Raw genomic sequence first — 21,763 nt, forward strand, 5'->3', positions numbered from 1 at the left:
GGCCCCGGCCGGCCGGTCCGGAACTGGCGGTCGCGGTTACTGGACGGCGTAGCCCGGCAGGAGCTTGGAGAACTCCTTGGCGGCGGCGTCCAGGCCGGACTGGACCGTGGTCTGGCCCTGCAGGATCTTGATGTACTGCTGCTGCAGCGGGGTGAACAGGCTGCCGACCTGCGGGAGCGCGACGCGCGGGCGGGCGGTGTCCATGATCGGCTTGAAGCCGGCGATGGTCTGGTTCTTCAGCACCTCGGGGGTGTAGGCGGAGGTGCGGGTCGGCAGGGTGCCGTTCTTCAGGGCGATCTGCTGCTGCGACGCGGACGAGGTCATGAACTGCGTGAACAGGTAGGCCGCGTCGAGGTTCTTCGAGCCCTGGTAGACGGCCAGGTCGTGGCCGCCGGTCGGGGCGAGTGCCTTGCCGCTGGAGCCGGCCGGCACCGGGGCGTAGCCGAGGTTGGACTCCTTGCCCTGGAAGGCCGAGCCGGTCAGGTCGTCGCCGACCGACCAGGGGCCCTGGATGAGCATGGCGACCTTGCCGGTCTTGAAGGAGGTCTGCATGTTGTCGTACGCGCTGGCGAAGTCGACCTTCAGGGACGAGGTGTCGTAGATCTTCTTCGCCTCGGTGACCGCCTTGACGGCCTCGGCGGAGTTGACGGTGATCTTCTTCGCGGCCGGGTCGGCCAGGTCGGCGCCCTCACCGAACAGCAGCGGGAACAGGAAGTACGAGTCGGGGTTGACGTACGTGCCCGTGACGCCCGGGACCTTCTGCTTGATGGTCGCGGAGTCGGCGATCAGCTCGTCCCAGGTGGCCGGCGGCTTGGTGATGCCGGCCTTGGCGAAGATGTCCTTGTTGTAGAGCAGGCCGAGGGTGTCGGTGACCGACGGCACGCCGTAGGTCTTCCCTTCGTACTTGGTGGTGTTCAGCGGGCCGGCGACGAAGTCGCCGGTGTCCTGCAGCGCGGCGGTGCCGTCGAGCGGGGCGATGTAGTGCAGCGACGCGTACTCCGGGATCAGGCCGACGTCGGTGCGGACCACGTCGGGCGCGCCCTTGCCGCTCTGCGCCGCGGCCTTGAACTTCTGCTCCACGGTGCCGAAGTCGACGTTCTGGTAGTTCACCTTGATCTTCGGGTACTTCGCCTCGAAGTCCTTGACCAGCGCCTGGTAGGTCGGGGCCTCGTTCTTGGCGTCCGAGGTGTCCCAGTAGGTGATGGTGCCCGAGACCGAGGCGGGGTCCTTCGCCTTGCCGCTGTCGCTCTTGCTGCCGCTGCCGCTGTTGCCGCCACAGGCGGTGACCCCGAGAACGATGGCCGCGGCCATCGCCACGACGGATATGCCGCGTCGCATACCTGACTCCTTGATGAGGGAAGTGCCCGATCGCCCTGATCCGGCGAGGAGCCGGCCGTGTCCTCGACCAGCTCCGCCCGCTCGGGCTGGAGGGACGTTAGCAGCGGTGCAATGTCTTGCGAAAGACTCTGCAAGAAACTTTCTGCAAGATCGTACAGGCGTCCTCCGCCTGCTCCGGGAAGGCGTGCGGGCCGTGGTGTCGCGGTACGCAGAACGGGCGCCCCCGCGAAGGGGGCGCCCGTGTGAGGACTGTGTCCCGGCCGGGCCGGGACGGACTCGGCGGACTCAGCCGGCGCCGATCCCGTCGAGCAGTTCCTCGGCTCCGGTGACCGTGAAGGCTTCGTCGACCCAGCGGTTGAGGGTGTCGATGTCGTGGCATCCGGTGATGCGTTCCCGCGTCTCGTCGGACACGGTGATGCCGCGGTGCGCCAGCATCTGCAGCACCGCCTGCGCCAGCCCCGCAGCCTGCCCCTCCACCTGGCCCTCGGCCTTCCCCTCGAGGAAGGACTCCTCGACGAGCGTGCCGCGGCCGGGGAAGTAGCTCCCGTTCACCTTCATCAGTTTCCTCCCACAGGGCCCGGGCCGGGGTGGACCGGCCGCCCAGTCGGCGGTCGCCTTGTCATGGCAGACCACGAGGAGCAGGACGGGGCAGCGGTGTTTCGCCTGCGATGTGATGCCTCATGTCGCGAAGTGACCATGATCGGACCGTATGGGGGCGAATTCTGATCCGTGACGGATCGGCCGGTGATCATCCGAACGGGTCGTATGCGTACGCATGTTGACGCGGAGTCGCGCCCGCAGGGGCTCCCGGCGAACTCCATGGAATCTCTTGCATTGTCTTGCTGCAACGCTCCTTGGGGGGATACGGTCCCGGACAGCTCCGGCATCGAGGCCGGGGCGGCACCCGGTTTCATGCGCGTGGGTCCGGGCGCGAGGCTGTCCCTTCCCGCCCCGCGTGGGCGGGTGACCGCAAGGAGAACTGCCCGTGGCCCTGGGTTTCTTCAGGCTGCACGCCTTCCGGCGAGCGCGGCTCGGCCGGCGAGGCCGCCGCACCGCCGCCGCCACCGCCTTCACCGCGCTCGCCGCCCTGGCCGTGCCGACGGCCGCCGCGCACGCGCAGCCGGCGCCGCCCCCGCCGCCGTCGGACCGGGTGCTCGCCGCGCAGGCCGCGCGGCACGTCGACACCCGCGAGCAGTTCTACTTCGTGATGCCGGACCGGTTCGCGAACGGAGACCCGTCCAACGACCGCGGCGGCCTGGTCGGCGGGCGGCTGGCCACCGGGTTCGACCCCACCGACAAGGGCTTCTACCAGGGCGGCGACCTCAAGGGCCTCACCCGGAAGCTCGACTACATCAAGGGGCTGGGGACCACCGCGATCTGGATGGCGCCGATCTTCAAGAACAAGCCGGTGCAGGGCACGGGCAAGGATGCCTCGGCCGGCTACCACGGCTACTGGATCACCGACTTCACCCAGGTCGACCCGCACTTCGGCACCAACGACGACCTGCGCACGCTGATCTCCGCCGCCCACGCCAAGGGCATGAAGATCTTCTTCGACGTCATCACCAACCACACCGCCGACGTGATCGGCAACACCCAGAACACCTACGACTACCTGTCGAAGGGCGCGTTCCCGTACCTGTCGGCGGACGGGACGCCGTTCGACGACAGCAGCTACGCCCTCGGCGGGAAGGAAGCCGGGACGAAGGGCTTCCCGAAGGTGACCGCCGCCTCCTTCCCGCGCACGCCCACCGTGCCCGCGGCCGAGAAGGACGTGAAGGTCCCGGCGTGGCTCAACGACCCGACGATGTACCACAACCGCGGTGACTCCACCTTCGCCGGCGAGAGCGCCGACCAGGGCGACTTCTCCGGGCTCGACGACCTGTGGACCGAACGGCCCGAGGTCGTCCAGGGCATGGAGAAGATCTACGAGAGCTGGGTGAAGGACTTCGCGATCGACGGCTTCCGGATCGACACCGTGAAGAACGTCGACATGCCGTTCTGGACGCAGTGGGCCACCGCGCTCGACCGGTACGCGGCCCAGCACGGCCGCAAGGACTTCTTCCTGTTCGGCGAGACGTACTCCGCGGATCCGGCGGTCACCTCGCCGTACGTCACCCAGGGCCGGCTCGACGCGACCCTGGACTTCCCGTTCCAGGACGCGGCCCGCGCCTACGCCTCACAGGGCGCCTCCCCGGCCAAGCTCGCGAACCTCTACGCGCAGGACTACCGGTACACCACCGACAAGGCCAACGCGTACGAGGAGGTCACCTTCCTCGGCAACCACGACATGGGCCGCATCGGCTCCTTCCTGAAGCAGGACAACCCCGGGGCGAGCGACGCCGAACTGCTCAAGCGGGACGAGCTGGCCAACGAGGTGATGTTCCTCGGCCGCGGCAACCCGGTCGTCTACTACGGCGACGAGCAGGGCTTCACCGGCGCGGGGGGCGACAAGGACGCCCGGCAGACGATGTTCGCCTCCCAGGTCGCCGACTACCTCGACGATCCCGAGATCGGCACCACCCGCACCGCCGCCTCCGACGCGTACGACCCTTCGCACCCGCTCTACCGCGCCATCGCCGCGCTGTCGGCCCTGACCAAGGCCCACCCGGCGCTGCGCGACGGCGTGCAGACCGAGCGGTACGCCGACCCCGGCAGCGGACCCGGCGTGTACGCCTACTCCCGGACCGACGCGGCCGGCCGCGACGACTACCTGGTCGCGGTCAACAACGCGACGGCCGCCAGGACCGTGACCGTGCCGACCGGCAACACCGCGGGCGCCGCCTGCCGGGCGATCTACGGCACCACCGGGACGGTCACCGCCGCCGGCGACGCCGCGGCCGTCACCCTCACGGTGCCCGCGCTCAGCTCCGTGGTGTACCGGGCGGCGGCGCCGCTGCCCGCCGCTGCCACCGCGCCGACGATCACCCTGACCGCGCCCGCCGCCGGCGCCACCGGCACCGTCGAGCTGGACGCCGACGTCACCGGAGGCGGCCTGAACCGCGTGGTGTTCGCCGCGCAGACCGGCAACGGGCCCTGGCAGGTGCTGGGTTCGGCCGACCACGCGCCGTACCGCGTGACGCAGACCCTCGCCGACTCGGTGCCCGCCGGAACGACCGTGCGCTACAAGGCCGTTGCCGTCGACGACAGCGGCCGCACCGCGTCCGCCACCGCGGGCACCGTCACCGGCGCCGCGCCCGTCGCCGCGCCGCCCACCGCGGTCAGCCGCGACTACGCGATCGTCCACTACCAGCGGACCGACGACAACTACGCCGACTGGGGCCTGTACACCTGGGGTGACATCGCCGACGGCGAGGGCACGACCTGGCCCGCCGGCCACCCCTTCACCGGCCGCGACGCCTACGGCGCCTTCGCGTACGTCAAACTCAAGCCGGGCGCGTCCAGCGTGGGGTTCATCGTGGTCGACAAGAACGGGGTGAAGGACACCGACGGCGACCGCAGCATCGACCTGACGACCACCGGTGAAGTGTGGGTGAAGCAGGGCAGCCCGGACGTCGCCACCAGCGCGCCGGACGGCGCCTACCCGCCGCAGGACACCAGCAAGGCGATCATCCACTACCACCGGGCCGACCAGGACTACACCGGCTGGGGCCTGCACGACTGGACGGGCGCCGCCAACCCCACCGACTGGAGCTCGCCGCTCCGGCCCACCCGGATCGACTCCTACGGCGCGGTGTTCGAGGTGCCGCTGGCCGCGGGGGCGACCTCGCTCAGCTACATCCTCCACAACGGCGACACCAAGGACCTGCCCGACGACCAGTCCCTCGACCTCACCCAGAGCCATGAGGTGTGGCTGCTCGCCGGCACCGAGAAGCACCTGCTCCCGCAGCCCCAGGGCTCCGGCGCCGACCTCGACCTCGGCAAGTCCCAGGCCCAGTGGATCGACCGGGACACCGTCGCCTGGCAGACCAGCGCGCCCTCGGCGTCCCAGCAGCTGGTGTACGCCGCCGACGGCGGGCTCACCGTCAAGGACGGCGTGCTCTCCGGCGCCGGTCAGCACTGGCTGCGGCTGAGCCGGGTGGCCGGCGGCCTCACCGACGCCCAGCTCGCCAAGTACCCCCAGCTGAAGGGCTATTCCGCCTTCACCGTCGACCCGCGCGACCGCGCCCGGGTACGCGACGCCCTGCACGGGCAGGTCATCGCCACCCAACTGGCGGCCAACGGCGCCCTGCTGGCGGCGACCGGCGTGCAGACGCAGGGCGTGCTCGACGACCTGTACGGCGACGCCGCCCAGCACGCCGCGCTCGGGCCGGTGTTCGACGCCCACGGCAGGCCGGCGCTGTCGGTGTGGGCGCCCACCGCGCACCAGGTCGCGCTGGAGATCGGCGGTAAGACCGTCGCGATGCGCGAGGACCGGGCCACCGGCGTGTGGTCGGTGACCGGCACTCCGGCGTGGACCGGGAAGCCGTACCTGTACGACGTGACGGTGTGGGCGCCCAGCGTGCAGCGGCTCGTCGTCAACAAGGTCACCGACCCCTACTCCGTCGCGCTCACCGCCGACTCGAAGCAGAGCCTGCTGGTGAACCTCGACGACCCGAAGCTCGCGCCCAAGGGCTGGGCCGCGCAGGCCAAGCCGGCGGCCGTGCCGATGAGCCGTGCGCAGATCCAGGAGCTGCACATCCGCGACTTCTCCGTCGCGGACACCACCGTCCCGGCCGCCGACCGCGGCAAGTACACCGCCTTCACCGACAGTTCGTCGGCGGGCATGACCCATCTGAAGGACCTGGCCAAGGCCGGTGTCTCCTACGTGCACCTGCTGCCCGCGTTCGACTTCTCGTCCGTGCCGGAGAAGGCGGCCGACCAGGCGACCCCGGACTGCGACCTGGCCTCGTACGCGCCCGACAGCGACCAGCAGCAGGCGTGCATCGCCAAGGTCGCCGCCAAGGACGCCTACAACTGGGGCTACGACCCCTTCCACTACACGGTGCCCGAGGGCTCGTACGCCACGGACCCCCAAGGGACCGCGCGCACCGTGCAGTTCCGGCAGATGGTGCAGGGCCTCAACAACGCGGGCCTGCGCGTGGTGATGGACGTCGTCTACAACCACACCTCCGCCGCCGGGCAGGCCGACACCTCCGTGCTCGACAAGATCGTGCCCGGCTACTACCAGCGGCTGATGCCCGACGGCTCGGTGGCCGACTCCACCTGCTGCGCCAACACCGCGCCCGAGAACACCATGATGGGCAAGCTCGTCGTCGACTCGGTCGTCACCTGGGCCAAGGAGTACAAGGTCGACGGCTTCCGCTTCGACCTGATGGGCCACCACCCCAAGGCCAACATCCTCGCCGTGCGCAAGGCGCTCGACGCGCTGACGCCCGCCAAGGACGGCGTCGACGGCAAGAAGATCATCCTGTACGGCGAGGGCTGGAACTTCGGCGAGGTCGCCGACAACGCCCGCTTCGTGCAGGCCACCCAGGCGAACATGGCCGGCACCGGCATCGCCACCTTCTCCGACCGGGCGCGCGACGCGGTCCGCGGCGGCAGCCCCTTCGACGCCGACCCCGGCGTCCAGGGCTTCGCCTCCGGGCTGTACACCGACCCCAACTCCTCGACCGGCAACGGCACTCCGGCCGAGCAGAAGGCGCGGCTGCTGCACTACCAGGACCTCATCCAGGTCGGACTCACCGGCAATCTGCGGCAGTTCCACTTCACCGACTCCGCCGGCAAGGAGGTCACCGGCGCCGAGATCGACTACAACGGCGCACCCGCCGGGTACGCCGACGCGCCGGGCGACGCCCTCGCCTACGTCGACGCCCACGACAACGAGACCCTGTACGACGCGCTCGCCTACAAGCTGCCGTTCGGCACCTCGGCCGCGGACCGGGCGCGTATGCAGGTCCTCGCCGAGGCCACCGCCGCCCTGTCCCAGGGGCCGGCCCTCTACCAGGCCGGCTCCGACCTGCTGCGCTCCAAGTCGCTGGACCGCAACTCCTTCGACTCCGGCGACTGGTTCAACGCCATCCACTGGCAGTGCGGGCAGGATGGGGGTACCTCCCAGGCCGCAGGCTCTGGGGGAGGGTTCGGGCGCGGGCTGCCGCCGGCCGCCGACAACCAGAGCAAGTGGGACTACGCCAAGCCGCTGCTCACCGCACCCCAACTCACCCCGGACTGCACCCAGACGCAGGGGGCCTCGGCCGCCTACCAGGACCTGCTGCGGATCCGCACCGCGGAGCCCGCGTTCCACCTCGGCACCGGGGCGCAGGTCCAGCAGCAGGTCTCGTTCCCGCTGTCCGGGACCGGTGAGACGCCCGGCGTGATCACCATGAAGGCCGGCGACCTCGTCGTCGTCTTCAACGCCACCCCGCAGCGGCAGGACCAGCGGGTCGGCGCCCTCGCCGGAACGCCCTACGCCCTGCACCCCGTTCAGGCCGCCGGTGCGGACCCGGTCGTCAAGACCGCCTCCTATGCCGCCGCGACCGGCACGTTCACCGTGCCCGCGCGTACCGTGGCGGTCTTCACCACGGCCGGCTGACCCGGCCCCGCGCACCGCGGCGGGCCGCCCCGGAACCTGACATCCGGAGCGGCCCGCCGCGGCATCCGGCAGGATCGCCTGCCATGACATCCGACAGTTCCGCGACGTCCGGCACGACCGGACCCGACCGCGGCCCGGACACGACCGGATCCGACCGCGGGCAGGACACGACCGGTCCGGACCGCGGCCCGGACACGACCGGACCGGACCGTGCGTGGGGCACGCACACCGTGCTCCTCGGGTCCACGACGGTGACCAAGCGCCACCGCGGTCAGGACGCGGCACGGCGGGCGGCCGCCGAATGGCGGGCCCTGGACGTGCTGCACCGCCACGCGCCCGGCCTGGCCCCGGAACCGCTCTCGCCGCGCCCCACGCGGGACCGGCCCGAGATCGTGATGTCCCGGCTCGGCGGCGCGCCGCTGCGCGGCACCCCGATCGACGCCGCCCGGCTCCGGGCGCTCGCCGCGGCCGTCGACCGGATCCACACCGCCGTCCCGTCCCGCGTGCCGGCCGGCTGGGCGCCCAGGGACGGCCTGCCGCACCAACTGGCCGCGGAGATCAGGGACCTGGCGCCGCACGTGCGTGCCCGGGCCTCGGGCGGCACCGCGGACCGCACGGCCGGGCCGCGTCCGCCGGCGACCATCCCGCCCGACGTGGCGGAGGCGGTGGACGAGGGGCTGGCCTGGCTCGCCTCGGCGGAACCCCTCCCCGGTCCGGGCGATAGGCCGCCCGTGGTGGGGCACGGCGACGGAAACCTCGCCAACTACCTGTGGGACGGGACCCGCGTCGCAGTCGTCGACTTCGAGTTCTCCGGCGCCTCCGAACGGGCCCTGGAACTAGCCGAGATCACCGAGCACATCGCTGCCTGGAGCGGTCCGCCCTTGGACGCCGACGCCTTCCTCGCCTGCTTCGCGCCGGACCCGGACGAGACCCGCCGCCTGCGGGCACTGCGCCGGCTCCTCGCCCTGCACTGGCTCTGCCGCCTCGCCCTCGACGATCCCGCGGCCCCGCGCAATCCCCCCGGCACCGCCGCCCGCCAGGCCGCGCGGCTGATGGAGCTGCTCGCGCGGGCGTGACGGTCGGGCGTGACGCCGGGCGCTGCGCGTGCGACGGGACAGGAGTGTGCGCCCCATGTGTGCGTGCTCGTCGGAGACGGTGAAAACCCCACGAAAAAAGCAAAGTTGGGGATCGGCTGAAGTGTGTTGATCGACAACCTTCGGGTGATCGGCAACCTTCGGGAGACTTCGTGCGTCCCTGTACCCGTGAGAACCCCGCACGTGACGATCCGGCCTGCCGTGATCGAGGACCTGGACGCCATATCCTCCGTCCACGCCCGCGCCCGGGCGACGTACTACGCCGGGCACCTGCCTGCCGAGGCCTACAGCGGCCCGGCCGAGCTCGAACGGCAACGGACCGGCACCGCCCGGGCCATCGAGTCGCGCGAGCGCACCGTGCTGTGCGCGACCCGGGACGGCCGCGTCGTCGGATTCGCCGTCCTCGGCGCCCGGTTCGACGACGACAAGCTGTTCCACTTCCACATCGACCCGGAGGTGTGGCGTACCGGCGCGGGCACCGCGCTGCACCGCGGCTGCGTGGAGGTGTGGCAGGAGGCGAAGCTCAGCACGGTGCGGCTGGAGGTCTTCGCGCCCAACGCCCGCGCCCGCGCCTTCTACGTCCGCCAGGGCTGGGAGGAGGACGGCCGGGAGGACGACCACGTGCTGATGCGGCTGCGCCTGCCCGGCGCCGAGGTCAGCTCTGGCCCAGCGGTGTGATCGTGCCGCCGCCGGACAGGTGCGCGGTGAGCGTCGGGCGGGACGACCGCGGGGCCGGCACCGCCAGGTAGGGGCCGTACGCGGCGGCGGTCACGCCGTGCGTCGCGGTGATCCGGCTGACGCCGCGGCTGCCCGCGGCCAGCAGGTACCAGTGGCCGCCCGGCGAGCGCCACATGACGCCCGCCATCACGTGCTGCCCGAAGCGGCTGCAGGCGCTCCCGTCCTGCTGCCCGCCCACCACCGAGGAGGGGGTGGCCGCACCCCCGCCGGGCGCCAGGAACTGCACGGTGGCCTCACCCGGGCCGCGCCAGGTGTCGGCGCGGTCGCAGGTCCAGGACGCCTCGCCCGCCGACTCCGGCAGCGGCGTGCGCGCGAACTCCCAGTCGTTGACGGACCGCACGCCCTGGCCGCGCAGCTCGCCGAGCCGGCAGGCGCCGTGCGCCCAACTGGTCAGCGCCGCGGGCCCGGTGGCCTCCCGCGGCGCGGTCGCGGGGGTGCTGCCGTCCGGCGCGGGAAGGTAGGTCAGGTGGACCGGCGTGAGGTCGCCGAGGTCGGTGAGCAGGAACGCGTGGTGCTCGGCGACGCTCGGCGACGAGCGCAGCTGCAGCACCGGCCAGGTCGTCCCGCAGGCCCCGGCCGCGCCCGCCGTCCCCGGCGCGGTGCCCGCGCCCGGCGCCTGCACCGGGTCGGTCACACCGTCGCCGCTGCGGTGCAGCGGCGCGCCGGTCCTGCCGGGCACGAGCAGGTCCCGGGTCTGCGCCTCCGCGACCCAGGGAGCGGTCAGGAAGCGGGTGTTGCCGTCCACCCGGTCCAGGACGACGGCCGCCGCGGTGGTGATGTCGGCGTCGTCGACCCGGGCGAAGTCCAGGGCGGCCCGCCCGCCGCCGCCGGCCGGCTCCGCGTACCGCACCAGCCGCATCCCGTCGTGCAGGATCACGACCGCGGCGCCGTCCACGTTCCCGGCGAAGAGCAGTTGCGGCGCCCCGGCGGGCGCGGTGCGCGGCGTGCCGGGCGTGGCGGTGACGTCGACGCCGGTGCCGGGGGCCGCCCACACCGCCAGCGCGCGGCCGAGCAGCGCGGTGTCGCCGGCGCGGTCGCCGCGCACGGGCCAGGCGGTGAAGTCCAGCCGTGCGGTGGACCGCCAGGCGTCCGCGGGGACGCGCACCAGCGCCGCCGGGTCGAGCGCGGCCGAGCTGCCGGATCCGGGAGAACCGCCCGCCGCCCGCGCGTCGCCGGGGGCGCCGCCGGCGATCCCGACGGCCAGCAGCAGCCCGCCGACGCCCACCACGGCAGCCGCGACCAGCCCCACCCGGGCGCGCTGGCGGCGGCGCAGCAGGTCGGTGGGCCCGGTCTGCACGGTGCAGGGGTCGAACTCGCCGGCGCCCAGCAGATGCCGGCGCCCCTCGACGGCCGCCGCCGCGCGCAGCGGCCCCCGCACGTCGGCGACGCCCGCCGACTCCAGCACCACCCGGGCGCCGCGCTCGCCCAGCCCCTCCAGGGCCTGCAGCGCGAACGCCGCCCTGGCCGCCGCGGGCAGCGCCGACAGGGCGCGGTCCAGGGCGAGTTCGTCACTTCCGCCGGCGCGCGGGTGGACCCGCAGGCCGGCCACCGCCGGCAGCCGTACCGCGTCCAGGACCGCGCGCACCGCCCGGGTGATCGCTGCGCCGCGCCCCCGCCCGCGGCTTCCGCTGCCGCTGCGGGCGCCGTACGCCAGCGCCGCCCGCAGCACCTCGTAACGGAGCAGCCCGTACGCGCCGCCGCGCGCGGTGCGGGTCTTGCGCGGCAGCGCGCGCTGCACCAGCCGGTGGGCGACCAGCACCCTGCGGTGCTTTCCGAGCGAGGCCGGAAGCGTGAGGTACGCGAGCCGCACCAGCCGCGGATAGTGCTCGACCAGCGCCGCCTCGGCCTCCTCCACGGCCACCGGGGCCGCGCTGTCGGCGGGCGAAGTCACAGGCTGCGCTTGCGTGTTCACGCCTCGTCAAACGAGTCGTTGATGCGATGGTCACTCCGCCACGCCGTCGTGCGGTCCCACCGGCGCGGATCGGGGCGGCCGGGAACGCCCCGGGGCGCCCGCCGTCACGACGGGCGCCCCGGGGCGTGTGCGGACGGCCGGTGCGTCAGACCAGGCCGGCCTTCTCCAGCGCGGCACCGCAGGTGTCCACGATCAGCCGGGTCACCACGTACGGGTCGACGTTGGCGTTCGGGCGGCGGTCCTCGATGTAGCCCTTCTGGTCCACCTCGACCTGCCACGGGATGCGCACCGATGCGCCGCGGTCGGAGACGCCGTAGCTGTAGGCGTTCCACGGGGCGGTCTCGTGCGCACCGGTCAGCCGCGCCTCGACGCCGGCGCCGTAGTTCCTGATGTGCTCCAGCGGCTTGTCGTCGCGGCCCAGCGCCTCGGCGGCCTCGATGATCGCCGCGTAGCCCTCGCGCATCGCCTTGGTGGAGAAGTTGGTGTGGGCGCCCGCGCCGTTCCAGTCGCCCTTGACCGGCTTCGGGTCCAGCGTCGCGGAGATGCCGAAGTCCTCGGCGGTACGGTAGAGCAGCCAGCGGGCGACCCACAGCTGGTCGCTGACCTCCAGCGGGCTCAGCGGGCCGACCTGGAACTCCCACTGGCCGGGCATGACCTCGGCGTTGATGCCGGAGAGGGACAGGCCCGCGGCCAGGCAGTTGTCCAGGTGCTTCTCCACCACCGCGCGGCCGAAGATCTCGTCGGCGCCGACACCGCAGTAGTAGCCGCCCTGCGGCGCGGGGAAGCCGCCCTCGGGGAAGCCCAGCGGGCGCGGGCCCTGGAAGAACGTGTACTCCTGCTCGATACCGAACAGCGACTCCTGCTCGGCGAACCGCTCGGCCACCTCGCGCAGCGCGGCGCGCGTGTTGGACTCGTGCGGGGTGCCGTCGATGTCGTAGACCTCGCACAGCACCAGGAGGTCGTCGCCGCCCCGGATCGGGTCGGGGTAGGAGGCCACCGGCTTGAGTACGCGGTCCGAGGCGTGGCCCTCGGCCTGGCTGGTGCTGGAACCGTCGAAGCCCCAGACCGGAAGCTCCGCGCCGTCGGCCAGGATTTTCGTCTTCGAACGCAGCTTGGCGGTCGGCTTGGTTCCGTCTATCCAGATGTACTCGGCCTTGAAGGTCACGGTGACGCCATCCTTAACGAACGTGATCGCGGGTGCGGCCGAGCTTCGCTGGTCGGGCCGTTCCGTAGCGTCCCAGGGAGCCTTTTCCCCTCCGTTGCCCGAGTGTTAACCCGATGTGAACTACCCGTCGTGACCAGCGGTGACAGCGCCCGCCGCCCGCCGAGGACGGCCGGTTAGGCTGCGGGCATGCCACACATCAGCGTCGAGTACTCGGCCAACGCGGCCGGCTCATTCGATCCCGCCTCGCTCGCCAAGGACCTCCACGAGGCCGTCGTCTCCCTCGCCGGCGGCCGCGCCGGCGGCTGCAAGACCCGCTTCGTGCGCCACGACGCGGTGTACATCGGCGACGGCTCGCCGGACCACGCCATGATCCACGCCGAGATCGCGCTGCTCTCCGGCCGCCCCGCCGAGACCAAACGAGCGCTGTCCGAGGCGGCGCTGGACCTGCTGCGCCGCCACACCGCGCCCATGCCGCAGTTCGAGGTGCAGTTCTCCGTGGACATCCGCGACCTCGACCGCGACGCCTACGCCCGCCACGAAGAACCGCGGACGCAGCCGTGACGGCCGCCCCGCGGCTGCGCGTCGGTCTGCTGGGCACCGGGCCATGGGCCCGGCTCACCCACGGACCGGCGCTCGCCGCGCACCCCGGTGTGGAGTTCGCCGGCGTCTGGGGCCGCAGGCCCGAGGCCGCCGCGGAAGTGGCCGGGCTGTTCGGCACCCGCGCCTACCCCGACGCCGACGCGCTCATCGCCGACGTGGACGCGGTGGCCGTCGCCCTGCCGCCCGCCCTCCAGGCGCCGCTGGCCGTCCGCGCCGCCCGCGCCGGCCGGCACCTGCTGCTCGACAAGCCGCTCGCGGCGACCGTCGCGGACGCCCGAGCCGTCGCGGACGCGGTGGACGCCGCCGGTGTCAGGTCGGTGGTCTTCTTCACGCTGCGCTTCGACCCCGCCAGCGCGCGGTGGATCGACGAGCAGGCGGCGGCCGGCCGCCGCGCCGCCGCGGACGGCGCGGGGAGCGGCTGGTTCACCGGCCGCGCCGACTGGTACGGCGCGGTGTTCAGCGACGACGCCAGTCCGTTCGCCGACTCGCCCTGGCGGCGGGAGAAGGGCGGGCTGTGGGACGTCGGCCCGCACGCCCTGTCGGTGCTGCTGCCGGTGCTCGGCGACGCCGTCGAGGTCACGGCCGCCCGCGGCCGCGGCGACGCCGTGCACCTGACGCTCCGTCATGACAGCGGCGCCTCCAGCACGTCGCTGCTCACCCTCACCGCGCCGCCCGCGGCGGCCGGGGTGGCCATCGAGTTCCGCGGCACGCCCGGTGTGGCGGTGTACCCCGACGGCCTCGCCGGGGAGGCCGCCGGCGCCCTAGCCGGGGCCGTCGACGCGCTCACCGCCGGGACACCGCACCCGTGCGATGCCCGCTTCGGGCTGCGCGTCACGGAGATCCTCGCGGCGGCGGAGGCGGCGCTCGACTGACGCCGGGCGCGCCCCGGGGTGACCTCGGGGCGCGCCCGGAGCGACGGCAGGGGCGCATCCCGGGACAAAAGATCACGCTCCGGGCCGGGTTCAGCCCTTCCGGCGGCCCGTGCGGGTGTCTATCTTCGAAGGCATGAGGCCTGCGGACTGGTGGTCGATCGAGATCCTGGACTCCGAGCACGCGGTGACCTCGGCGACGGCGTGGCGTGACGCGTACGCGCAGATGCTGGACGAGTCGCTGGTCACCAACGGTGCGTCGTCCTGGAAGTGGTTCGAGTACAGCTGGGGAGTCGTACTCGAAGTGGCGTTCGTCGAGGAACGCACCTGGCTGGACTGGAAGTCGCTGCCCGGTACCCGGGCCGCGCTGGACGCGGTGCCCGACCCGGTCACCGGGCTGCTGGTGCACCGCGGCCACGGCGGGGCGTCCGGCAGCTACGCGCGGCGCACGCCCGGGAGCCCGCCGATCGCGGACCGGGTGGCCCTGCCCGAGCCGATCTGACCGCGGGCGCGGGCCGCCACGGGGCCCTGCCCGGCGGGCGGACGTCGTCCGGTCGGTGGGCGGAAGGGCCCGGCGCCCGGGTGGCTTCCGGGAAGAAGGACGCGGCGCGCGTACCTTGTACAACCCATGAAAGCCATCATCTACACCACCAGCGGCGGCCCCGACGTCCTGACGCTCGTCGACGACCGGCCGGTGCCGGAGCCCGGCCCGGGTGAAGTCCGCGTCGCCGTACGGGTCTCCGGGGTCAACCCCACGGACTGGAAGTCGCGTGCGGCCGGTTCCAGGGCTGCCGAGCAGGTGCCGAACCAGGACGGGTCCGGTGTCGTCGACGCGGTCGGCCCGGGAGTGGCCGCCGAGCGCGTCGGCGAGCGCGTCTGGCTCTGGGAGTCGGCGTACCAGCGGGCCGACGGCACCGCGCAGGAGTACGTGGTGCTGCCCGCGCGGCAGGCGGTCCCCCTCCCCGCGCACGCCTCCTTCGACCTCGGCGCGAGCCTCGGCATCCCGTTCCTGACCGCCCACCGCGCGCTGACCGTCGCCGACGGCGGGCCGCAGCGCCTCGCGCCCGGCGCGCTCGCCGGCCGCACCGTGCTGGTGGCCGGCGGCGCGGGCGCGGTCGGCAACGCGGCGATCCAGCTCGCCCGGTGGGCGGGCGCCACGGTGATCACCACGGTCAGCAGCCCCCAGAAGGCGGCGCTGGCCGCCGCGGCCGGCGCGCACCACGTCGTGGACTACCGCGCGCAGGACGCCGGGACGGAGATCCGCGGCATCGCGCCGGACGGCGTGCACATCGTGGTGGAGGTCGCGCCGGCCACCAACGCCGCGCTCGACCTGGCCGTCACCGCGCCGGACGCGGCCATCGCCTTCTACGCCGACGACGGCCCGGCGGTGGCCGTCCCGAGCCGGCCGTCGATGGCCGCCAACCTCCGCTGGCAGGGCGTGATGGTCTACGCCGTGCCGCGGGCCGCCAAGGACCACGCGGTGGCCGCGGTCAGCGCCGCCCTCGCCGACGAGGCCCTGCACGTGGGCGAGGGCGCCGGCCTGCCCCTGCACCACTTCCCGCTGGCCGGGACCGGCGCGGCGCACGCGGCGGTGGAGTCGGGGACGGTCGGCAAGGTGCTGGTGAACGTCTCGGCGTAGGCCCGGGCTTACGCGCGTGCGGCCCGGGATCCGCCGGGTCCGGTGGTCGGCCGCCCGCCGGCCGGGCACCTTTCGGTGGGGAGCGAACGGTGGCGGGCGCAGGATGGGGACATGGAGAAGGACAGGACGGCGGACCCCGCGGCACCCGGGCTGGCGGCGCTGGCCGGGCTGCTGGCCGACGAGACCCGCGCCGCGGTGTGCCTGGCGCTGCTCGACCGGCGGGCCTGGACCGGCGGCGAGCTGGCCCGGTACTGCGGGGTGGCGCCGTCGACGATGAGCGAGCACCTCGCGCGGCTGGTCGACGGCGGGCTGCTGGTGCGCGAGCGCCAGGGCCGGCACGGCTACGTGCGGCTCGCCGGTCCCGACGCGGCCCGGTTCGTGGAGGATCTGGCCGCGCGGGTGAGCGAGCCTGTGCGGCCGGCCGCCGCAGGAGGGCTGCGCGCCCACAGCGCGAGCCGGGCGCTGGCGCGCGGCCGCACCTGCTACGACCACCTCGCCGGGCGGCTGGGCGTCGCCGTCACCGACGCGATGACCGCCCGCGGGATGCTGCGCCAGGACACCGGGTTCGCGCTCACCGACGCCGGGGTCGACTGGCTGACCGGCCTCGGCGCCGACCTGGCGCGCTCCCCGTCCTCGCGGCGCCCGCTGGCCAGGTCCTGCCTGGACTGGACCGAGCGCCGCCCGCACCTGGCGGGCACCGCGGGCGCCGAACTGTGCCGCCTGGTCCTGGACCGCGGCTGGGCGGCCCGGATCGGCACGGGCCGCGCCGTCAAGGTGACCCCGCTGGGCGAGCGCGAACTCGCCCGGACGCTGGGCATCCCCGCCGACGCCCTCGATCCGGCGGGCGCGCGGTAGGCGGCGGGGCGGCGCCCGTGCCGGCCGGCGCCCGCGCCGCCGGCCGTGGATGGCCCACAATGGGCGGGTGACCGCCGTGACGCTGACCCTGCGGGGCGAGGAGCTGCCCGGCCGCAGCTGCGGCGGAGCCCCGGGCTTCGCCGCGTACGAGAACATCCATGTCGCCGTCCAGCGCCGGGCGAAACCGGGGGAGTTGCTCGGTCTGACGCCGGGCGACGCGCCGCACGCCACCTGGACGCTCGCGTGCAAGGCCGGGCCGGCGCGGGACGGCGGCACCGAGCTGACCGGCCCCTACGTGCAGGGCGGCCCCGGCGAGCGGTTCGTCTACCTGTCCTGGGGGACCGTCGGCGAGGACGGCGCCTTCACGATGTTCCGGCGCGCCAAACTGATGCTCGGCGCGATCGCCCCGGAGGTTCTCGCCGAGGCCGTCAACTCCGGCCGGCTGACCGGCACGTTCGGCCTCACCGACGCCAAGGGCCACCCGACGTGCGCCCGGGTGGTCCCGCCGGCCGTCCGCTGGACCGCCGGCTGACCGGCCGCAGCCGGACCCCCGGCCGAACGGCCGCCTGACCGCGGCGACCGCGTCCTACCGCGAACGGAAGGCGTCCGCGGCCGCGGTGGCCGCCCGCTCCACCAGGTCGATGCCGGCCCGCTCCGAACCCTGGCCGGAGGACAGCACCGCGATCAGCAGGCGGTGGCCGTCGCGGACGACCCGGCCGATGCTGTTGACGTCCCACAGCCCGGTCCTGGTGCGCTGCAGCCAGCCGTTCTTGAGGGCGTAGCCCGCGTCGTCGGAGCCGGCGGCCGACACGCCCCAGTTCTGGGTGGCGGTCACCGCGCCCATCAGGCCCGCGATGTAGTCGCGCGAGGCGCCCGACAGCGGGGAGTCCGCTCCCACGAACACCGCCCGGAGCAGGGTGAGCTGGTCACCGGCTGTGGTCTGGGTGAGCCCCCACAGCTCGCCGCTGCCGGGTGTGGTGTGGTCGAGTCCCAGGGTCTCGTTTGCCTCGGCCAGGCCCGGGCCGCCGCCGATGGCGTCCCACAGCGCGGTGGCCGCGTCGTTGTCGCTCTGCTCGATCATCACGGTGGCCAGGGCCCGCTGGTTCGCGGTGAGATGCGTGTCCGCGTGCTGGGCCCGCAGCAGCAGCGCGGCGAGGATGTCCACCTTGACGATGCTGGCCGTGTCGTAGGTGTTGCCGCGGTCGTCGCTGCTGTCGAAGGCCGCGCTGACCTCCACGCCGTCGTCCAGGTCGGTGACGGCCACCGCGACGTCGCCGGCCGCGGGCAGGGCGTCGATCGCGTCCGCCACCGCCGCCGACGCGGACCGCTTCGGAGTGGTCGAGGTCGCGGTCGGCGTCGCGGCCGTCGGCGGGGGAGCGGTCGTGGCGGGGGTCGTCGCGGACGGCGAGGGCGCCGCCGCCGAGGTCGTCGCGGGGCTGGGCGCGCCGGTGCCGGAGGCCGCTCCCGCGGCCTTCGCGTCCGAGGCCGCGGGGGCCGACGGCGACTGCGTGAGGGTGGCCAGCGTCAGCACCGCGATGGCGGCCAGCGCCGTCACCGACACCAGCAGCGGCCGCGCCCAGGGCGCCCCGTGCGGGCGCGGCCCCGAGGGCTCGGGCGGTCCGTCCCCACCGTCGGGCGACGGTGGCCGTTCCTGTGTCATGCCGCGGACCGTAGAGGCGGATTCTGGGGTTCTGGTGAGAACACCGGCCCGGATCCCTGAGATCCGGATGAAACCGCTCGTCATGGCACCCCCTCCCGGGCCGCCACCCCGCCCCTGAGTGACCTGGCTCCTTCTTGCGCGAGTTCTGTAAAATATTTCACCTTATGCGCGGAGTATTGCGGTGCAGTAAGCGCGTCGTTACGATCCCCGGCACCAGACTTCCGGGCCGCTGCCGATCCCCCCATCCCCGTGCGGCGGCGGGAGTTGACAGCCGATCGGAGGAGTCCAGATGGGTGTCACACGCCGGGTCTTCCTGCGCGCCGCGGTCGCGGCCACCGCGGTGGGAGCCGCAGGGGCGACCACGACCGCACTCGCCGGCACCGCCTCAGCGGCGGGCAGCCCGCCGGGAGACGTGGTCGGCAAGATCACCGTCGGGTACCAGGGCTGGTTCGCGTGCACCGGCGACGGAGCGCCGATCAACGGCTGGTGGCACTGGACCCAGAACTGGGGCCAGCCGCCGTCCCCCACCAACACCGGCATCAAATGCTGGCCCGACATGCGCGACTACACGCACGGCTACCAGACGTCGTACGCGAACCTGGGCAACGGGCAGCCGGCGACGCTGTTCTCGTCGTACGACCAGCAGACGGTGGACACGCACTTCCAGTGGATGCAGCAGTACGGCATCGACACCGCGGCGCTCCAGCGGTTCAACCCCACGGGCGGCGAGGGGCCGACGCGGGACGCGATGGCGGCGAAGGTGCGCAGCGCGGCCGAGTCGCACGGCGTGAAGTTCTACGTCATGTACGACGTCACGAACTGGACGAACATGCAGTCCGAGATCAAGACGGACTGGACGAACAAGATGTCGGCGCACACGGCGAGTTCGGCCTACGCGCGGCAGAACGGCAAGCCGGTGGTGTGCATCTGGGGCTTCGGCTTCAACGACAACAACCACCCGTTCAGCACCGACGCCTGCCTGGACGTGATCAACTGGTTCAAGTCCCAGGGCTGTTACGTCATCGGCGGGGTCCCGCGCGAGTGGCGCACCGGCGGCGCCGGCACCCGCACCGGCTACACCGACGTCTACCACGCGTTCAACATGATCTCCCCGTGGATGGTCGGCGCGATCGGCAACGCCGGCGAGTCCGACAACGCCTACAACACCTACACCGTCGGCGACGAGGCCGACTGCGCCTCCCACGGCATCGACTACCAGCCGTGCGTGCTGCCCGGCGACGTCTCCGGACGGCAGCGCGCCCACGGCGACTTCATGTGGCGGCAGTTCTACAACATGTGCCGGGCCGGGGTGCAGGGCATCTACATCTCGATGTTCGACGAGTACAACGAGGGCAACCAGATCGCCAAGACCGCCGAGTCCCAGGCATGGGTGCCGACCAACTCCGGTTTCCTGGCGCTGGACGAGGACGGCACCGCCTGCTCCTCGGACTACTACCTGCGGCTGACCGGCGACGGCGGGAAGATGCTCAAGGGCCAGATCGCGCTCACCGCCACCCGCCCCACCCAGCCGACCACCGGCGGCGGCAACCCGCCGCCGCCCACCAACCTGGCGCTGCACAAGGCCACTTCGGAGAGCAGCCACACCCAGAGCTACGGCTCGGGCAACGCCGTCGACGGCGACCCGAACAGCTACTGGGAGTCCGCCAACAACGCCTTCCCGCAGTGGCTTCAGGTCGACCTCGGCGCCCCGACGGGCATCGGGCGGATCGTGCTCGGGCTGCCGCCGTCCTCCGCGTGGGGGGCCCGCACCCAGACCCTCTCCGTGCAGGGCAGCAACGACGGCGGCACGTTCAGCCAGGTGCTGGGGTCCGCCGCCTACACCTTCGACCCCGCCACCGGGAACACCGCGACGGCCACCCTGCCGGCCGGCACCACCGCGCGCTACGTGCGGCTGACCTTCACCGCCAACACGGGGTGGCCGGCCGGCCAGGTCGCCGACCTCCAGGTGTACGCCTCCTGACGCCTCGGGGCGCGTCCCGGCTCCTCACCCGCGTCCCGGCCCCTCAGCGACGCCTCCCCGCGCCCGAGGAGGCCGGGAGCGCGCCGAGGAGGGCCGGGGCGGCACCCACGAGCTAGGCGGACCTGCCGCACAGCGCGTGGTCGGTGAGCGACTCCACCGCCCGGTCGACCCGCTCCTGGTCGATCAGGGCGGTGGTGGTCGTGATCGACACGGTCACCGCCCGCCGCCCGTCCGCGGACACCGCGGGCCGCCCGTACACGCCCCAGCCGTCGCCCTCGTGCATGTAGTACACCCCGCCGCAGGTCAGCGGCACGACCCGGATGCCCAGCCCGTAGCCGCCCTGGCGTCCCGCGGGCGGCACCGGCAGGTCGTCGTACGGCACGGTCTCGCGCATCTCCCGCCACTGCGCGGCGGGCAGCAGCCGGCCGGTGGCCAGCGCGCGGAAGAACGCGTTCAGGTCGGACGGCGTGCTGACGACGCCCGAGTCGGCGGTGTGCTGGAAGCTCTCCTCGGTCAGGTCCACCCGCCGGCCGTCCGGGCCGTCGATGGTCACCGGCACGTGCGGCCCGACCAGGAACGGGTTCGCGCCCGGGATGTAGGTGTGGCGCAGCCCCAGCGGCGCGATCACCCGGTGCTCGACCAGCTCCCGCCAGCTCTGCCCGGTCGCCTTCTCCGCGATCATCGCCGCCACCAGGTAGTTGGTGTTGGAGTAGGCCCAGCGGCGCGGCCCGTCGCCCGGGGTGAACAGCGGCGCGTGCCGCATCGCGATGGCCACCAGGTCGGCCGCCGGGGTGTCGTCGTAGCGGTTCTCCTCGAAGTGGCCGACGAGCTTGTCCTGGACCTCGGGATCGGCCACGTAGTCGAACAGCCCGCTGGTCTGGCGCAGCAGGTCCCGCAATGTGATCCGGCCGCCGTCGTTGCCGTTCCCCGCGACCACGCCCGGCAGCCAGTGCGCCACCGTGTCGTCGAGCGAGAGCCGCTTCTCCGCGGCGAGTTGGAGCACCACCACCGCGGTGAACGTCTTCGTGGTGCTGGCGACGCGGAACTCCGGGTCGCGGGGGAGCGCGGAGCCGGAGCGGACCACGAGCGGGTCCTGGCCGGCGCGGTCCAGCCGGGCGACGAGGTTCACCTGACCGCCGCCCGCCGTCCGGACGGCGGCGAGGTCACGGCGGAGGCTGCCCGCCGTGTAGCCGGCCCCCGCGTGCGCGCCGTCGCGCGCGGCCGTCCCCGTCCCGGTGCCCGTCTGGGTGCGCGTCCTCGCCGTCGCCGGGACCGCCGCCAGTGCCGAGGCGGCCAGGGCCACCGCCCACGCCACCACGAGCCCCCGCCTGCCCGCTGCCGCACCCATCACCGATCACACCCCGTCCGTGCCGTTCCGAACCGTCACCGACAGTCAATCCACCCCGCGCGGACCCCGCG

At 73.6% G+C, this 21,763-nt stretch carries 16 protein-coding genes; 10 read left to right on the forward strand and 6 right to left on the reverse strand.

The window, feature by feature from the left end:
• Window positions 1–36 precede the first annotated feature (36 nt).
• Window positions 37–1,338, reverse strand: a complete 1,302-nt coding sequence (locus ACH4TG_RS02115; RefSeq protein ID WP_398239831.1) for an extracellular solute-binding protein — start codon at window positions 1,336–1,338, stop codon at window positions 37–39.
• A gap of 285 nt (window positions 1,339–1,623) precedes the next feature.
• Window positions 1,624–1,896, reverse strand: a complete 273-nt coding sequence (locus ACH4TG_RS02120) for a hypothetical protein (RefSeq protein ID WP_398239833.1) — start codon at window positions 1,894–1,896, stop codon at window positions 1,624–1,626.
• Between the two features lie 433 nt (window positions 1,897–2,329).
• Between ACH4TG_RS02120 and pulA the strand changes: the two genes are divergently transcribed.
• From pulA to ACH4TG_RS02135, 3 genes are all read left to right on the forward strand, one after another.
• Window positions 2,330–7,831: a pullulanase-type alpha-1,6-glucosidase gene (pulA, locus tag ACH4TG_RS02125; protein WP_398240459.1), complete on the forward strand. Its 5,502-nt coding sequence runs from the start codon at window positions 2,330–2,332 to the stop codon at window positions 7,829–7,831.
• An 83-nt stretch (window positions 7,832–7,914) separates the two neighbouring features.
• A complete protein-coding gene (locus ACH4TG_RS02130; protein WP_398239835.1) occupies window positions 7,915–8,907 on the forward strand; it encodes a phosphotransferase family protein in 993 nt (330 codons plus the stop codon).
• Window positions 8,908–9,108: 201 nt separating this feature from the next.
• Window positions 9,109–9,603 (forward strand): GNAT family N-acetyltransferase, encoded by a 495-nt coding sequence (locus ACH4TG_RS02135; protein WP_398239837.1) that lies wholly within the window; start codon window positions 9,109–9,111, stop codon window positions 9,601–9,603.
• Here the strand turns inward: ACH4TG_RS02135 and ACH4TG_RS02140 are convergent.
• Both ACH4TG_RS02140 and glnII read right to left on the reverse strand, forming a co-directional pair.
• Window positions 9,581–11,554, reverse strand: coding sequence for a hypothetical protein (locus ACH4TG_RS02140; protein ID WP_398239839.1), 1,974 nt, complete (start codon window positions 11,552–11,554; stop codon window positions 9,581–9,583). The two genes, ACH4TG_RS02135 and ACH4TG_RS02140, sit on opposite strands and share 23 nt — an antisense overlap.
• 166 nt (window positions 11,555–11,720) lie before the next feature.
• On the reverse strand, window positions 11,721–12,740 hold the full coding sequence (gene glnII, locus ACH4TG_RS02145) for a glutamine synthetase (RefSeq protein ID WP_398239841.1): 1,020 nt from the start codon (window positions 12,738–12,740) through the stop codon (window positions 11,721–11,723).
• 186 nt (window positions 12,741–12,926) lie between these two features.
• Between glnII and ACH4TG_RS02150 the strand changes: the two genes are divergently transcribed.
• The 6 genes from ACH4TG_RS02150 to ACH4TG_RS02175 all read left to right on the forward strand — a co-directional run bounded on the left by ACH4TG_RS02150 (window position 12,927) and on the right by ACH4TG_RS02175 (window position 17,235).
• Window positions 12,927–13,301 carry a 5-carboxymethyl-2-hydroxymuconate Delta-isomerase gene (locus ACH4TG_RS02150; protein ID WP_398239843.1) on the forward strand — a complete coding sequence of 125 codons (375 nt, stop codon included), beginning with the start codon at window positions 12,927–12,929 and terminating at the stop codon, window positions 13,299–13,301.
• A 14-nt stretch (window positions 13,302–13,315) separates the two neighbouring features.
• On the forward strand, window positions 13,316–14,212 hold the full coding sequence (locus tag ACH4TG_RS02155; RefSeq protein ID WP_398240461.1) for a Gfo/Idh/MocA family protein: 897 nt from the start codon (window positions 13,316–13,318) through the stop codon (window positions 14,210–14,212).
• A 133-nt stretch (window positions 14,213–14,345) separates the two neighbouring features.
• Window positions 14,346–14,711: a hypothetical protein gene (locus ACH4TG_RS02160; RefSeq protein ID WP_398239845.1), complete on the forward strand. Its 366-nt coding sequence runs from the start codon at window positions 14,346–14,348 to the stop codon at window positions 14,709–14,711.
• Between the two features lie 126 nt (window positions 14,712–14,837).
• Window positions 14,838–15,848 (forward strand): NADPH:quinone reductase, encoded by a 1,011-nt coding sequence (locus ACH4TG_RS02165; RefSeq protein ID WP_398239847.1) that lies wholly within the window; start codon window positions 14,838–14,840, stop codon window positions 15,846–15,848.
• A 111-nt stretch (window positions 15,849–15,959) separates the two neighbouring features.
• Entirely contained in the window at window positions 15,960–16,703 is a 744-nt protein-coding gene (locus ACH4TG_RS02170) for an ArsR/SmtB family transcription factor (protein WP_398239848.1), read from the forward strand.
• Between the two features lie 76 nt (window positions 16,704–16,779).
• A complete protein-coding gene (locus ACH4TG_RS02175) occupies window positions 16,780–17,235 on the forward strand; it encodes a DUF5990 family protein (protein ID WP_398240462.1) in 456 nt (151 codons plus the stop codon).
• A gap of 54 nt (window positions 17,236–17,289) precedes the next feature.
• On the opposite strand, the gene ACH4TG_RS02180 is transcribed toward ACH4TG_RS02175, so the two are convergent.
• Window positions 17,290–18,363 (reverse strand): serine hydrolase, encoded by a 1,074-nt coding sequence (locus tag ACH4TG_RS02180; protein ID WP_398239850.1) that lies wholly within the window; start codon window positions 18,361–18,363, stop codon window positions 17,290–17,292.
• Window positions 18,364–18,652: 289 nt separating this feature from the next.
• Between ACH4TG_RS02180 and ACH4TG_RS02185 the strand changes: the two genes are divergently transcribed.
• A complete protein-coding gene (locus ACH4TG_RS02185; RefSeq protein WP_398239852.1) occupies window positions 18,653–20,344 on the forward strand; it encodes a discoidin domain-containing protein in 1,692 nt (563 codons plus the stop codon).
• A 112-nt stretch (window positions 20,345–20,456) separates the two neighbouring features.
• On the opposite strand, the gene ACH4TG_RS02190 is transcribed toward ACH4TG_RS02185, so the two are convergent.
• The gene (locus tag ACH4TG_RS02190) at window positions 20,457–21,692 is read right to left on the reverse strand and encodes a serine hydrolase domain-containing protein (protein ID WP_398239853.1); all 1,236 of its coding nucleotides are present in this window, start codon (window positions 21,690–21,692) and stop codon (window positions 20,457–20,459) included.
• Between the last annotated feature and the right edge of the window lie 71 nt (window positions 21,693–21,763).

The organism is Streptomyces sp. NPDC020917, assembly GCF_044333795.1.
Classification (GTDB): domain Bacteria; phylum Actinomycetota; class Actinomycetes; order Streptomycetales; family Streptomycetaceae; genus Actinacidiphila.